The organism is Curtobacterium sp. SGAir0471 (genome assembly GCF_005490985.1).
GTDB lineage: Bacteria > Actinomycetota > Actinomycetes > Actinomycetales > Microbacteriaceae > Curtobacterium.
Genome location: NZ_CP027869.1, coordinates 2,396,545 through 2,411,090, shown reverse-complemented (window position 1 = coordinate 2,411,090; position 14,546 = coordinate 2,396,545). Strand labels below are relative to the sequence as shown.

Sequence of the window (14,546 nt, the reverse complement as noted above, 5' to 3'; positions counted from 1 at the left end):
GCCGAGGGCTGAGGGCAGCCGCCCGGAGTCGGCGCCGGGGATACGTTGGTGCCATGAGCATGGGGCACGGGATGCGTCCGGGCGGTCCCCGCGGCGGCGGGCGGATCTCCAGCGGTGACGTGCAGGCGCAGAAGGCCGCGAACGCCGAGGCGCCCCGGATCCCGCACCTGCTCCGACGCATCGCCGGCCTGTTCGTCCCGCACCGACGCGCCATCGTGCTGACGGTCGTGCTCGTGCTCGTCGGGGCGGCGCTCTCGGTGATCCCGCCGTTGCTCACCCAGCAGGCCTTCGACCGCGGGCTCTTCCCGCCCTCGGGTCGACCCGACCTGCCGGTCCTGTTCGAGCTGGTCGGCGGGATGGTCGCGCTCTGGATCGCGAGCGCCGGCGTCGGCATCTGGCAGACCTGGCTGACGGCGACGGTGGGCAACAAGGTCATGGGCGCGATGCGCATGCGGCTCTTCGCGCACCTGCAGCGCATGGAGCTCGCGTTCTTCACCCGCACGAAGACCGGCGTGATCCAGTCCCGCCTGCAGAACGACGTCGGCGGCGTTGCGAGCGTGCTGAACAACACGATCTCCTCGGTGCTGGGCAACACGGTCACCGTCATCGCGGCGGTCGTCGCCATGCTGCTGCTCAGCTGGCAGATGACCCTGGTCGCGGTCGTGCTCCTGCCGCTGCTCGTCATCGCGCAGCGCCGGGTCGGCCAGGTCCGGGCCCGGATCGCCGCGCAGACGCAGGAGTCGCTGTCCGACATGACCGCGATCACCCAGGAGGCCCTGAGCGTCTCCGGCATCCTGCTCGCCAAGAGCTTCACCCAGCAGCGCAGTGAGACCCAGCGCTACGGGGACGAGAACCGCAACCAGATCCAGCTGCAGGTCCGGCAGCAGATGTCCGGGCAGTGGTTCTTCGCGATCGTCCAGGTCTTCCTGTCGATCATCCCGGCGGTCATCTACGTCGTCGCCGCGTACCTGATCATCGGTGACGTCCCGATCACCGCCGGCACCATCGTCGCGTTCACGACCGTGCAGTCGCGGCTGCTCTTCCCGACCGTCGGCCTGCTCCGGGTGGTGCTGGACCTGCAGACCTCGGGTGCGCTGTTCGCGCGGATCTTCGAGTACCTCGACCTCCGGCCGGCGATCACCGACGCACCCGACGCGCGGCCGGTGGACGAGTCGCGCCTGGGGCACGTGGCGTTCGACGACGTCTCGTTCACGTACCCGGATGGCGAACCGGACAAGCCGACGCTGCGCGGGGTCTCGTTCGAGCTGCAGCCCGGACAGTTCGCGGCGTTCGTCGGACCGTCCGGCGCGGGCAAGACCACGATCTCGTACCTGGTGCCGCGCCTGTACGAGGCGTCGTCGGGGAGCGTGCGCTTCGCCGGGGCCGACGTGCGCGACCTGGAGCACGAGGACCTGATGCGCCACGTCGGGATCGTGAGCCAGGAGACCTACCTGTTCCACGCCTCCATCGGCGACAACCTGCGCTACGCGAAGCCGGACGCGACCGACGAGGAACTCGAGCGTGCCGCCCGTGCGGCGAACATCCACGAGACGATCGCCTCGTTCCCCGACGGCTACGACACCGTCGTGGGGGAGCGCGGCTACCGGCTGTCCGGCGGCGAGAAGCAGCGGATCGCGATCGCGCGCGTGCTGCTGAAGGACCCGCCGGTGCTGGTGCTCGACGAGGCCACGAGCGCGCTCGACTCGATCTCCGAGCACGTGGTGCAGACCGCGCTCGACACGGCAGCGGCGGGGCGCACGACGATCGCGATCGCGCACCGCCTGTCGACGATCCGCGACGCAGACGTCGTCTTCGTGCTCGACCACGGGCGGATCGTCGAGCGGGGCGACCACGACGAGCTGCTCGCACGCGACGGCGTCTACGCCTCGCTCTTCCACCAACAGAACGATGCGTCGACATCCTTCGTCGCAACCCAGACGACGACCGGGCCGGCCACCTAGACTCTGCCGCGTGCGTTACGCGAACTCCGTCGTCGACCTGGTCGGTGACACCCCGCTCGTCCGCCTGAACCGTGTCACCGAGGGCATCCGGGCGACCGTCCTGGTGAAGGTCGAGTACCTGAACCCGGGTGGCTCGTCGAAGGACCGCATCGCCACGCGGATCATCGACGCGGCCGAGGCCTCCGGCGACCTGCGCCCGGGCGGCACGATCGTCGAACCGACCTCGGGCAACACCGGCGTCGGTCTCGCGCTCGTCGCCCAGCAGCGCGGGTACCGCTGCGTCTTCGTGCTGCCGGACAAGGTCGGCGAGGACAAGCGCAACGTCCTCACCGCGTACGGCGCCGAGATCGTGGTGACGCCGACCGCGGTCCCGCCGGAGCACCCCGAGTCGTACTACTCGGTGTCCGACCGGCTCGTGCGGGAGATCCCCGGTGCCTACAAGCCGAACCAGTACGCGAACCCGAACGGCCCGCGCAGCCACTACGAGACGACCGGTCCGGAGATCTGGCGCGACACCGAGGGGAAGCTCACCCACTTCGTCGCCGGGGTCGGCACCGGCGGCACCATCTCGGGCACCGGTCGGTACCTGAAGGAGGCGTCCGACGGCCGGGTCCGGATCGTGGGCGCCGACCCCGAGGGCTCCGTCTACTCGGGCGGCACCGGTCGGCCGTACCTGGTCGAGGGCGTCGGCGAGGACTTCTGGCCCGGGGCGTACGACGCAGGCGTGCCCGACGAGATCATCGCCGTGACGGACGCCGAGTCCTTCGCGATGACCCGTCGACTGGCGCGCGAGGAGGGCCTGCTCGTCGGCGGGTCGAGCGGCATGGCCGTCGTGGCCGCCCTGCGTGCCGCACGCGACCTGACCGAGGACGACGTCGTCGTGGTGCTGCTGCCGGACGGCGGCCGCGGGTACCTCGGCAAGATCTTCAACGACCGGTGGATGCGCTCCTACGGATTCGCCGACGGCGACGACGCCCGCACGGTCGGCTCGGTCGTCGCGGACAAGGGCGGTCGCCTGCCCGACCTCGTGCACGCCCACCCGTCGGACACGGTCCGCGACGTCGTGGAGATCATGTCGACCTACGGCGTCTCGCAGATGCCGGTCCTGAGCGCCGAGCCGCCGGTCGTGATCGGCGAGGTCGTCGGCGCCGTCGCCGAGAAGGACCTGCTCGAGCAGGTCTTCACCGGCGCCGCCGCGATGACCGACGCGGTGAGCGGCTTCGTCGGCGACCCGCTGCCCCTGATCGGCACCGGCGAGTCGCTGTCCGCCGCCCGTCGGGCGCTCGAGACGGTCGACGCGCTGCTCGTCGTCGACGACGGCAAGCCCGTCACCGTGCTCACCCGGCACGACCTGCTCACGTCGCTGTCCGAGTGACGTCCGCACAGCACCCACCACACCCGACCCGCGGCCTCGACCTGCGGGCCCGATCCACGAGGAACCCCAGCGCATGACCGAGTTCGCGACCCGCGCCGTCCACGCCGGCCAGGAGCCCGACGCCACGACCGGTGCCGTCATCCCGCCGATCCACCTCACGAGCACCTACGTGCAGGACGGCGTCGGGGCGATGCGGAACGGGTACGAGTACTCCCGCGGCGGCAACCCGACGCGGGACGCCCTGCAGACCCTGCTCGCCGACCTCGACGGCGGTGTCGCCGCGTACTCGTTCGCGTCCGGTCTGGCCGCCGAGGACGCCCTGCTCCGCGCGTACCTCGAGCCCGGCGCACGCGTCGTGATGGGCAACGACGTGTACGGCGGCACGCACCGCCTGGTGAACCGCCTGCACGTGCCGTGGGGCGTGGAGCTCGTCGTCGTCGACATGAGCGACGCCGACCGGGTCCGTGCGGCGCTGGAGGGCGCGCCCGCGAAGACCGTGCTCTGGGTCGAGACGCCGACGAACCCGCTCATGAAGATCGCGGACATCGCGCTGCTCTCCGAGGTCGGGCACGCCGCCGGCGCGCTGGTCGTCGTCGACAACACCTTCGCGTCGCCGTACCTGCAGCAGCCGTTGTCGCTCGGCGCGGACGCCGTCTCGTACTCCACGACGAAGTACCTCGGCGGGCACTCCGACGTCGTCGGCGGCGCGGTCGTCCTGCGGGACGAGGCGTTCGCCGAGCAGGTCGGCTTCCTGCAGTTCGGTGCGGGCGCGATCGCGTCGCCGTTCGACGCCTTCCTCACGACCCGTGGCATCAAGACGCTGCCGGTCCGGATGGAGCGGCACTCGTCGAACGCGCAGGCGGTGGCCGAGGCGCTCGTCTCCGCCCCCGGCGTCGAGCGCGTGTACTACCCGGGTCTGGCCGACCACCCCGGGCACGAGGTCGCCGCGAAGCAGATGCGCGGCTTCGGCGGGATGCTGTCCGTCGCCCTGACCGGCGGACCCGAGGCAGCGAAGCGCTTCGTCGAGTCCACCGAGGTCTTCACGCTCGCCGAGTCCCTGGGCGGTGTCGAGTCGCTGATCGGCTACCCGAGCGAGATGACGCACGCGTCGGTCAAGGGTACCGAGCTCGCCGTCCCGGAGAACGTCGTCCGCCTGTCGGTGGGCATCGAGGACCAGGGCGACCTCGTCGCGGACGTGCTGCAGGCGCTGTCGCGCTGACCACGTCGCGCTGACCAGGACGCGCCGACGGTCCCGGTGACCGCGGCCGCTGCCGCTGTCGTGACGGACGGGAGGCTCCCCACCGGACCGGTGGGGAGCCTCCCGTCCGTCACTGGGAGACGAGGGATCGTCGGTGCCGCCCCCTAGGCTGGGGCGGTGAGCAGCGTGGCGACGAGGTCGGGGATCCTCAGCGGGCGCTACGCGCTCGCCACGCTCGGCATGGTCGCCATCGTCGGGGTGGCGGCGTTCCAGAACCTCGCGATGACGACGGTGATGCCGGAGATCAGTCGCGACCTCGACGGACAGACCCTCTACGCGCTCGCCTTCGCGGCCCCGCTGGCAGCCGGGGTGCCCGGGATGGTGCTCGCTGGGACGTGGACGGACCGTTCGGGCGGGCGGATCGTCGCCTGGGTGTCGGCGGCGTTCTTCGCGATCGGCACGGCCGTGGTGATGACCGCGCCGACGATGGAGGTGTTCCTGGCAGGTCGGCTCGTCGAGGGCTTCGGAGCCGGCGCGGTCGACGTCGTGCTGTACGTGCTCGTTGCCCGGATCTTCCCGGCCGAGCTGCACGGTCCGGTGTTCGCCGGGTTCGCCGCCGCGTGGGTCGTGCCCGCGCTCGTCGGTCCGGCGCTCGCGGGGCTCGTGACCGAGGTGTGGGGCTGGCACTGGGTCTTCGCGGGCGCCCTCGTGATCGCGGTCGTCGCCTTCGCGCTGCTCGTCCCGACGCTGGCACGCCTGCACGCGCCACCGGTCGAGCGTCGGCCGCCGTGGCGAGCGGGGCGCATCGGCTGGTCGGTCGCGGCGGCGCTCGCGATCCTGCTGCTCAACGTCGCGCCGGACCTCGGTCCGTGGGCGCGTGTCGTGGCGGTGGTCGTCGGGGTGGTCGGCGCGTGGGCGGCCCTGCGGCCCCTCCTGCCGACGGGCACCTTCCGGGCCGCCGCGGGCCTGCCGTCCGTGGTGCTCCTGCGCGGCCTGGTCGCCGCCGCGTTCTTCGGCAGCGAGGCCTACGTCCCGTTCCTGCTGCAGGAACGGCACGGCCTGAGCGCTTCGGCCGCGGGGCTCGCCCTGACGGTGGCCGCCCTGAGCTGGGCGGGGGCCAGCTGGCTGCACGGTCGGCTCGGGGAGCAGCGGCTCACCGCGTCCCGGACCTTCGGTGCCGGGCTCGGGCTCGTCCTGGTCAGCCTGCTCAGCGCGCTCGCCGTCGCGGTGTGGGACCTGCCGTGGTGGGTGCTCGTGGCGGGGTGGTTCGTGGGTGGCGCGGGCATGGGCGCGATGTACCCGCGGCTGTCGATGCTGACGCTCCGGTTCTCCGGCGAGGGCGACGACGGCTTCGCGAGCTCGGCGCTCACGATCGCCGACGCCTCGGGCAGCGTCGTCGGCCTCGCGGTCACGGGGCTGCTCTTCGTCGGCAGCGGGGGAGCCGAGGGGGCGTGGTCGTTCCCGCTCGTGTTCGTCGCGATGACGCTGATCGCGCTCCTCGGATCGGTGGCGGTGCGGCGGCTCGGGCCCGTGCCCGCACCCGTGCCCTCGTCGCTGGCACCAGGCACCGCCGGACCCGACCGGCGGTAGCGTGGGGGTCCGATCGAGCCGAGGAGGTCCCGTGCGCACCAGCGTCGTCGCCGTCCTCGTGGCGGCGATCCTCGCCCTGACCGGGTGCCAGGGGCCGACGACCGCCGCGCCGACGCCCGTCCGCAGCACCGACCTGACGAGCTCGGACGGCGGGTTCGCCGAGGACGCCGTGGTCGGGGTGGTGCTCGCCCCCGGGGACGATGTGCTCGCGGCGGACCTCGAGCGCGGTCTCGCGGGCGCCGGGTTCGAGCCGGACGTCCGGGTGGCACCGTCCTCGGCGACCGCCGTCGAACAGGCCCGCTCCGTCGACGCGCTCGTCCGTGCCGGAGCGAAGGCGCTGCTCGTCCACGCCGCGGATGCCGACGCGCTCACCGGGGCGGTCCAGACGGCACACGACGCCGGTGTGGTCGTGGTGTCGGTGGGGGATCCGCTCCCGGCGAGCGGGACCGGTGGCGACGGCGTCTCCGCCGACCACCGCGTGCCCGCGGCAGCCGATGCCGGGGACACGGCTCGGTCTGCGGTCGCGGTCGTCCGGTCGCTGCAGCGCGGCGAGCAGCCGGACACGGCCGACTGAGGCCGGGACCGCGGTCGACGCCCGGCGCGGGTCAGTGCGACCGGGCGCGGTCGGCGCCTCGGCTCAGTGCCACCAGGCCGGGAACGACAGGGTGATCGTCTCGACCAGGGACTTCCGGGAACGCCGCGGTCCGGCGAGCCACGCCTCGATCGCACCGACGAAGCCCTGGGCCACGAAGCCGGCGGCGACGTCGTCGAGCAGGGGTGGGCGCGATGCGGGGTCGAGCTCGCGGATGTGCTGCGCGCTCGACACGGTGAAGTGCTGCACGAGCATCCGGTGGAGCGAGGCGTCCTCGGTGTCGGGCAACCCGCGGGCGTAGATGTCACGGTGCGCCACGACGTGCTCGACGACGGCGTCGATGCCGCGGCGGGTGATGGCGGCGAGCTCGTCCTCGTCCGCGCCGCGGGCCGACGCGGTGCGGCGGGCCTCGACGTCGTCCTCGCGGATGCGGTCGAGCTCGGGCGTCAGTGCGTCGGCGAGGAGCGATCCGGGGGACACCGCGTGCGAGTAGAACGTCGCCCGGTTGATGCCGGCAGCACGGGTGACGTCGGCGACGGTGATCGCGGAGACCGGGCGGTCCGCTGCGAGCCGGAGGATCGCCTCGCGCAGCGCTGCCGTGGTGTGCACGATCCGGGCGTCGACCACGACACCACCCCCTCTTCGTTCCGACCGCACCAGGCGGCGCTCGAGCAGTCCGACGTTACCGCACGGCGGCCGCGCGGACGGGACAGAGCGCGCAGTGTGACGAGGACGACGGCGGACGGACGTCGCGAGAGCGCTCACACAGGCCCTAGGATGGTTCCGACGCCGAATCGATTCGATTCGACCCGATCTGATCCGATCGTGCGTCCGTCTGCCTCGGCCGCCGTCGAACGTCCCCGACGTCGACGAGCGGACCCGATCCCGCCTCTCCTGCACCCGACCTCCGTGAAGGACCGCTCGTGACCGCGCCCGCCACCACCGGCTCGCTCCGCGTCGTGCTGCACCCCGGTGACTCGCTCACCCGGCGGCAGCGCCTCGTCTACGTCTTCGTGCTCGGCGCGCTCACCGCGCTCGGGCCGTTCACCATCGACCTGTACCTGCCGGCGTTCCCGTCGCTCGAGCGCGAGCTCGGCATCTCCGAGGGCGCCGTGCAGCTCACGCTGACCGCGACCACCCTCGGCTTCGCCGTCGGACAGCTGCTCGTCGGGCCGTGGAGCGACAAGGTCGGGCGCCGTCTCCCGCTGATCATCGCCACGTCGGTGCACGTCGCGGCTTCGGTGGGTGCTGCGCTCGCGCCGAACGTCGAGGTGCTCGCGCTGTTCCGCGTCCTGCAGGGCATGGGTGCCGCGGCCGGCGGTGTCGTCGCGATGGCCACCGTCCGTGACCTGTTCGGCGGCAAGCCGCTCGTCCGGATGCTCTCGCGCCTGGCGATGGTGAACGGTCTCGCACCGATCCTCGCTCCGCTCATCGGCTCGCAGATGCTGCAGTTCGTCAGCTGGCGTGGTGTGTTCGTGTTCCTCGCGTGCTACGGCGCGGCCGTCGTCATCGCATCGTCGCTCCTCATCGTGGAGACCCTGCCGCCGGCCCGGCGGAAGGAGGCCGGTCACTCCACGATCGGGCAGCGCTACAAGGCCCTGCTCTCCGACCGCATCTTCGTCGGCGTCGCGCTCATCGGCGCGATGGTGTTCAGCGGACTGTTCTCGTACCTCTCCGCCTCGCCCTTCCTGTTCCAGACGGTCTACGGTCTCGACGCGCAGCAGTACGGTCTGCTCTTCGCCGTGAACTCGATCGGCGTGGTGGTCGGCGTGCAGGTGTCCTCGCGGTTGGCGCAGCGGGTCGGCCCGCAGTGGATCCTCGCCTGCTCGACCGCCACCCTGCTCGTGTCCGCCGTCGCGATCGTGGTGCTCGACCAGCTCGGCGCCGGTCTCGTCGGGGTGCTCGTGCCACTGTGGTTCTTCATCGCCGCGTGCGGGTTCACGTTCCCGCTCGTGCAGGTGATCGGCCTCGCTGCGCACGGCAAGGAGGCCGGCACCGCCGCGTCGCTCCTCGGTGCGCTGAACTTCGGGGTCGCCGGGCTCGTGTCGCCGATCGTGGGCTGGCTCGGGATCACCGCGGCGACGCCGATGGCCGGCGTGATGGCGTGCACGGCGGCCGTGGCGGTCATCGTGCTCTGGGTGGTCGTCCGGCCGCGGACGGTGCCGGCGCTCTCGCACTGACCGGGGAGCGACCTCCGCCGGCGCCCGGCCGTGCGGTGGGGCGCGGGAGCCGGGACGAGCGGCGGTGGCGCTGTCGTCCGACGCGACCGCTGTCGGACGACGTCGACACCGTCGTCCGGACCGGCACCGGGGCGCCCCGCGAGACGTGGCCGGACCGCTGACCCCGGCCGTCCGTATGCTGCGGACATGATCGACGCGGTGGAGCAGGCACGGGCAGCGGCAGCAGCGGCGCAGGCAGCGGCGGAGGAGGCGCGACGGCTGGCCGACGAGGCAGCCCGACGGGCCGAGGAGCTCGCCGCGGCGCTGCACCGGGCGGCCGAGGCGGCACCGGCACCGGCCCCGGACGTGAGCCGAGTGGACGAGGCGGCACCGACACCGGCCCCGGACGTGAGCCGAGTGGACGAGGCGACCGCGTCGACGGACGCGACCGCGTCGACGGGCGGGTCGACCGTCGAGACGGGCACCGCGCCTCCCGGCCGGACGGTGCCCGACGCGACCACCGACGCGACGTCGGCCCCCGATCCGACGTCGGTCTCCGCGCCGACGTCGACCCCTGACTCCGCACCGGTGACGCCACAAGCAGCCGGACCGCTCGGTCCCGACGCGGTCGAGGCGATCCGCACCGGGTACGCCGTCGAGGGCTCCGCCCTCGAGCTCGGGGCCCTCGTCAACGGCGGCCCGCTGCCCGACGTCCAGGTGCGCATCCCGCTCGCCATGCTCAACCGGCACGGCCTGGTCGCCGGTGCCACCGGCACCGGCAAGACCCGCACACTCCAGCTGCTCGCCGAGCAGATCGCGGCGAACGGCGTTCCCGTGTTCGCGGCCGACGTCAAGGGCGACCTCTCCGGACTCGCCGAGGCCGGGCAGCCGAACGCGAAGCTCCTCGCCCGCACCGAGGCGATCGGCCAGCGCTGGCAGGGCACGGGGAGCCAGGCGGAGTTCTACTCACTCGGCGGGCAGGGCACCGGGGTGCCGATCCGTGCGACGGTCTCCGGCTTCGGTCCGCTGCTGCTGTCGAAGGTGCTCGGCCTGAACGCGACGCAGGAGTCCTCGCTCGGGCTGGTGTTCCACTACGCCGAGCGCGCCGGGCTGCCCCTGGTCGACCTGTCGGACCTGCGCGCCGTGCTCACGTACCTGGTGAGCGACCAGGGCAAGGCGGAGCTCGCCGAGCTGGGCGGGCTGTCGAAGCAGACCGCCGGGGTGATCCTCCGCGAGCTCGTGACCTTCGCCGACAAGGGCGCCGACCGGTTCTTCGGGGAACCCGAGATCGACACCCGGGAGTTCCTCCGCACCGCACCGGACGGCCGCGGGATCGTGAGCCTGCTCGAGGTGCCGGGCGTGCAGGACCAGCCCGAGGTCTTCTCGACGTTCCTGATGTGGCTGCTGGCCGACCTGTTCAACGAACTGCCCGAGGTCGGCGACACCGACAAGCCGGAGCTCGTGTTCTTCTTCGACGAGGCGCACCTGCTGTTCTCGGGGTCGTCGGAGGACTTCCGTGAGCAGATCGTGCGCACCGTGCGGCTCATCCGCTCGAAGGGCGTCGGCATCGTCTTCGTCACGCAGACCCCCAAGGACGTGCCCGACGACGTCCTCGCGCAGCTCGGTTCGCGCGTGCAGCACCAGCTCCGAGCGCACACGCCGGACGACGCGAAGGCGCTGCGGGCGACGGTGTCGACGTACCCGACGAGCGACTACGACCTGGGGGAGGTCCTGACCTCGCTGGCGACGGGCGAGGCGATCGTCACGGTGATGAACGAGGACGGCGCGCCCACGCCGGTGGCGTGGACCCGTCTGCGGGCGCCGCAGGGATCGATGGACGCACTGCCGTCGGACGTCCTGGAGGCGCGGGTCGCCTCGTCCCCGCTCCTCGCCCGGTACGGCACCGCGGTCGACCCGGAGTCGGCTCGCGAGGTCCTCGCCGCCCGGATGGAGTCGGCGGCCGCCGAGGCGGCCGCGGCGCAGGCGCAGGCCGAGGCCGAGCAGGAGGCTGCGCGAGCCGCCGCCGCGGCGGCGAAGGAGGCCGCCGCGCAGGCCGCGCGGGACGAGCGCGAGCGGAAGGCGGCGCAGGCCGAGTACGAGCGGACGCAGCGCGAGTTCGAGCGGGCGGAACGAGCTGCCGCGGGGCGCCGGTCACGGTCGGGCTCGACGCGCTCGTCACGGTCCGGCGGGCGGGCCGGGGACGACCCGCTCGGCGGGCTGCTGGGGAACGGCCTCGGGCAGACCATCGCCAAGGAGGTCGTCCGGGGCATCTTCTCGACCCTGCGCCGACGGCGCTGAGGTCGCCGGGCCGGCCGCCGCTGGCCGGTCGCCGCGGTGGGTCGTGGCCGCGGCGGGGTGGATCCGGGCGGTGTCAGCGCGTCAGGAGCCCGACGGTCTCGACCGCGAGCAGCCCGGCGACGATGCACACGGCTGCCACGCCGACCAGCAGCAGGCCGCCGCGGCGCTCGTACCAGGTGCGGCTCGCGGGCCACCGGCGGGCGACCTCGCGGACGTGGACCGGGCGGCGTTCGTGCTCCACGGGCACGTCCAGCGCCTCGACGACGCGGTCGAGGGCCCGGTCGCCCCAGACGTCGCCGCGCAGGCGGAAGAGGTGGGTGCCGTCGGCGTCGAAGGCCAGCAGTTCGCGCGTGGTCCGCTCGGTCGAGGCGCCGTACGTCGGGGCGACGACCAGCCGGTGGACCCGCTCTCGGCCGATCCGACGGTTCGGGGTGAGGACGGCGTGCAGGACGACGACGTCGTCGTCGATCCCGAGGAAGGCCTGACCGAGCCGGACGAACAGCGCGCCGACGAGCACGGCCAGGGCGAGGACGAGCCCTGCGACGAGGGCCCACCAACGCTCCGGCAGCGAGACCCAGACGAGAGCGACGGCGAGGGGGACCGCCGAGCACACGATGCTCAGCACGGTCGACCGGACGAGCGAGCGCCGGGGGCGCAGGACCACGTCGTACACCGGCGTCCGCAGACGTCCGGCAGCTGGCACCGTCGCTTCCCCCACCGTGATCTCCTCTTCCCCTCGGGTGCGCGCACACCCGGACGTCCCCGCGGTCGACGCCCCTGCCGACCGCTGCACCGTCCGACCCGTCCCGGGGTCGTCCGTGTGCTCACACTAGGGGCAAGCGGGGGCGGAGGACAGCCCGTTCCACCCCCGTTGGGCGTTTCCCGGCCATGTCGTTGCGCATGGGGTGCGCCCGTGTCCCACCGATGGGGGACGCGGTGCCGGGGGGACGCGGCGCCAGTGGGATGCGGTGCCGTCGGGACGACGAAGGGCGCGTCCTGGTGGACGCGCCCTTCGGTGCTGCTGCTGGCGGAGAATGGGGGATTCGAACCCCCGAGGGCTTGCACCCAACACGCTTTCCAAGCGTGCGCCATAGGCCACTAGGCGAATTCTCCTGGCGCCGTCTCGCGACGACGACACCCCATGGTACAGGTTCGCGAGGGTGGTCACGACCACGTCCGTCCACAGCCCCGCCGACTCCCAGAGCGCACGACGTGGCCACGACTAGCCTGGAGGGGTGTCGACCCGCATCTACATCACGTCAGCAGAAGGACACACGGGCAAGAGCACCGTCGCCCTCGGTGTCCTCGAGACCCTCGCACGCTCCGTCGGACGGGTCGGCGTGTTCCGGCCGGTCGCGCGGTCGGTGGCGGAGCCCGACTACGTGCTCGAGCTCCTGCTCCAGCACTCGGCGGTCGGGCTGTCCTACGACGAGGCCGTCGGTGTGACGTACGACGACGTGCACGCCGACCCCGACGCGGCGCTCGGCACGATCCTCAGCCGGTTCGCCCAGGTCGAGCGACAGTGCGACGCGGTGGTGGTCCTCGGGTCCGACTACACCGACGTCGGCAGTCCGACCGAGCTGTCGTTCAACGCGAAGGTGGCGGCGAACCTCGGCGCGCCGGTGCTGCTCGTGCTCGGCGGGCGGGACTCGGCGGAGCGCGGCGCCCGGACGCCCGACGCCATGGCACAGGTCGCCGACGTCACCACCAGCGAGCTCCGCGCGGCGCACGCCCAGCTGCTCGGCGTCGTGGTGAACCGTGCGGACCCCGAGGCCCTGCCGGCGATCGTCGACAGCGTCGAGCGAGCCGTGCGCGACGACCACCCCGACACCCCTGTGTGGGCCATCCCCGAGGACCGGGTGCTCGTCGCACCGACCGTCCGAGCGCTGCTCGAGGCGACCGGCGCCACACTCGTCCGCGGTGACGAGGCACTGCTCGACCGCGAGGCCCTCGGCACCGTGGTCGCCGGCATGAGCATGGAGAACGTGCTGCCCCGGCTCATCGAGGGCGGCATCGTCGTGGTGCCGGGGGACCGCAGCGACGTGCTCCTCGCGACCGTGCTCGCGAACCAGTCCGAGACGTTCCCGAGCCTGGCCGGTGTGATCCTGAACGGCGGGTTCGAGACCTCGCCGCAGATCACCCGGCTGCTCGAGGGGCTGTCGAGCTCGCTGCCGATCGCCCGCAACGACCTCGGTACCTACGACACCGCGCTCCGGATCACCCACACCCGCGGGCGGCTCGCGGCGGACTCGCCCCGCAAGGCCGACCTGGCGCTCGCGCTCTTCGAGCAGCACGTCGACGCGGACGCCCTCCGAGACCGCCTGCAGCTCAGCCCGTCCGGGGTCGTCACGCCGCTCATGTTCGAGCACGGCCTGCTCGACCGCGCCCGCGGCTACGGCAAGCGGATCGTGCTGCCGGAGGGTGACGACGACCGCATCCTGCACGCCGCGTCGACGCTCCTGCAGCGCCAGGTGTGCGCGCTCACGATCCTCGGCGAGCCGGCGTCGATCCGGGCCCGGGCGACCGAGCTCGGCCTGGACCTCGAGGGCGCGCAGCTCGTCAGCCCCTTCGACCCCGAGCTGCGCGAACGCTTCGCCGCGGAGTACACCCGGCTCCGGGCGCACAAGGGCATGTCGATCGAGCTCGCCCGCGACACCGTGACCGACGTGTCCTACTTCGGCACGCTCATGGTGCAGCTCGGCCTGGCCGACGGCATGGTCTCCGGAGCCAAGCACACCACCGCGCACACCATCCGGCCGTCCTTCGAGATCATCAAGACCCGGCCCGACACCTCGATCGTGTCGAGCGTGTTCCTCATGGCGCTCGCCGACCGGGTGCTCGTCTACGGCGACTGCGCGGTCATCCCCGACCCCACGAGCGAGCAGCTCGCCGACATCGCGATCTCGTCGGCGGAGACCGCGGCGCAGTTCGGCATCGACCCGCGGGTCGCGATGCTCAGCTACTCCACCGGTGACAGCGGCAGCGGCGCGGACGTCGACAAGGTCCGCGCCGGGACCGCCTTCGTGCGCGAGCGTCGCCCGGACCTCCTCGTCGAGGGGCCGATCCAGTACGACGCCGCCGCGGACCCGACGGTCGCACGCACCAAGATGCCGGACTCGCCCGTGGCCGGCCGGGCGACGGTGTTCGTCTTCCCGGACCTCAACACCGGCAACAACACGTACAAGGCCGTGCAGCGCTCCGCCGGCGCCGTGGCGATCGGGCCGGTCCTGCAGGGCCTCCGGAAGCCGATCAACGACCTGTCCCGCGGAGCGCTCGTGAGCGACATCGTGAACACGGTCGCGATCACCGCGATCCAGGCCGGCACCGCGACCGACGCGCCCTGACCGAGCCGTCCGACCCGACCGGGCCGCGA

The 14,546-nt window shown here is 72.9% G+C and carries 10 protein-coding genes and 1 tRNA gene; 8 read left to right on the top strand and 3 right to left on the bottom strand.

All coding sequences use genetic code 11. From position 1 onward, the window contains the following. The first annotated feature begins 59 nt into the window (after window positions 1–59). The 5 genes from C1N91_RS11100 to C1N91_RS11080 all read left to right on the top strand — a co-directional run bounded on the left by C1N91_RS11100 (window position 60) and on the right by C1N91_RS11080 (window position 6,698). Window positions 60–1,961 carry an ABC transporter ATP-binding protein gene (locus tag C1N91_RS11100; RefSeq protein WP_137768796.1) on the top strand — a complete coding sequence of 634 codons (1,902 nt, stop codon included), beginning with the start codon at window positions 60–62 and terminating at the stop codon, window positions 1,959–1,961. A 10-nt stretch (window positions 1,962–1,971) separates the two neighbouring features. Continuing rightward, window positions 1,972–3,336: a cystathionine beta-synthase gene (locus tag C1N91_RS11095; protein WP_137767757.1), complete on the top strand. Its 1,365-nt coding sequence runs from the start codon at window positions 1,972–1,974 to the stop codon at window positions 3,334–3,336. Window positions 3,337–3,409: 73 nt separating this feature from the next. Further along, entirely contained in the window at window positions 3,410–4,555 is a 1,146-nt protein-coding gene (locus C1N91_RS11090) for a cystathionine gamma-synthase (protein ID WP_137767756.1), read from the top strand. A 156-nt stretch (window positions 4,556–4,711) separates the two neighbouring features. Then, window positions 4,712–6,124, top strand: a complete 1,413-nt coding sequence (locus C1N91_RS11085) for an MFS transporter (RefSeq protein WP_137767755.1) — start codon at window positions 4,712–4,714, stop codon at window positions 6,122–6,124. A 31-nt stretch (window positions 6,125–6,155) separates the two neighbouring features. After that, window positions 6,156–6,698, top strand: coding sequence for a substrate-binding domain-containing protein (locus tag C1N91_RS11080; protein ID WP_175415995.1), 543 nt, complete (start codon window positions 6,156–6,158; stop codon window positions 6,696–6,698). A 63-nt stretch (window positions 6,699–6,761) separates the two neighbouring features. Here the strand turns inward: C1N91_RS11080 and C1N91_RS11075 are convergent, their stop codons facing one another. Further along, a complete protein-coding gene (locus C1N91_RS11075) occupies window positions 6,762–7,343 on the bottom strand; it encodes a TetR/AcrR family transcriptional regulator (RefSeq protein ID WP_175415994.1) in 582 nt (193 codons plus the stop codon). A 296-nt stretch (window positions 7,344–7,639) separates the two neighbouring features. Between C1N91_RS11075 and C1N91_RS11070 the strand changes: the two genes are divergently transcribed. Further along, window positions 7,640–8,896: a multidrug effflux MFS transporter gene (locus C1N91_RS11070; RefSeq protein WP_137767752.1), complete on the top strand. Its 1,257-nt coding sequence runs from the start codon at window positions 7,640–7,642 to the stop codon at window positions 8,894–8,896. 186 nt (window positions 8,897–9,082) lie between these two features. Beyond that, window positions 9,083–11,173: a helicase HerA-like domain-containing protein gene (locus C1N91_RS11065; RefSeq protein WP_137767751.1), complete on the top strand. Its 2,091-nt coding sequence runs from the start codon at window positions 9,083–9,085 to the stop codon at window positions 11,171–11,173. Between the two features lie 73 nt (window positions 11,174–11,246). On the opposite strand, the gene C1N91_RS11060 is transcribed toward C1N91_RS11065, so the two are convergent. Both C1N91_RS11060 and C1N91_RS11055 read right to left on the bottom strand, forming a co-directional pair. Beyond that, window positions 11,247–11,891 carry a hypothetical protein gene (locus C1N91_RS11060; RefSeq protein WP_137767750.1) on the bottom strand — a complete coding sequence of 215 codons (645 nt, stop codon included), beginning with the start codon at window positions 11,889–11,891 and terminating at the stop codon, window positions 11,247–11,249. 307 nt (window positions 11,892–12,198) lie between these two features. After that, window positions 12,199–12,286, bottom strand: a tRNA-Ser gene (locus tag C1N91_RS11055). A gap of 122 nt (window positions 12,287–12,408) precedes the next feature. Between C1N91_RS11055 and pta the strand changes: the two genes are divergently transcribed. Next, window positions 12,409–14,517 carry a phosphate acetyltransferase gene (gene pta, locus C1N91_RS11050; protein WP_137767749.1) on the top strand — a complete coding sequence of 703 codons (2,109 nt, stop codon included), beginning with the start codon at window positions 12,409–12,411 and terminating at the stop codon, window positions 14,515–14,517. The last annotated feature ends 29 nt before the right edge of the window (window positions 14,518–14,546 follow it).

Bases quoted from the DNA above. Each gene is read 5' to 3' on its own strand.
- C1N91_RS11100 (WP_137768796.1), top strand. From the start codon at position 60: ATGGGGCACGGGATGCGTCCGGGCGGTCCCCGCGGCGGCGGGCGGATC.
- C1N91_RS11090 (WP_137767756.1), top strand. From the start codon at position 3,410: ATGACCGAGTTCGCGACCCGCGCCGTCCACGCCGGCCAGGAGCCCGAC.
- C1N91_RS11065 (WP_137767751.1), top strand. From the start codon at position 9,083: ATGATCGACGCGGTGGAGCAGGCACGGGCAGCGGCAGCAGCGGCGCAG.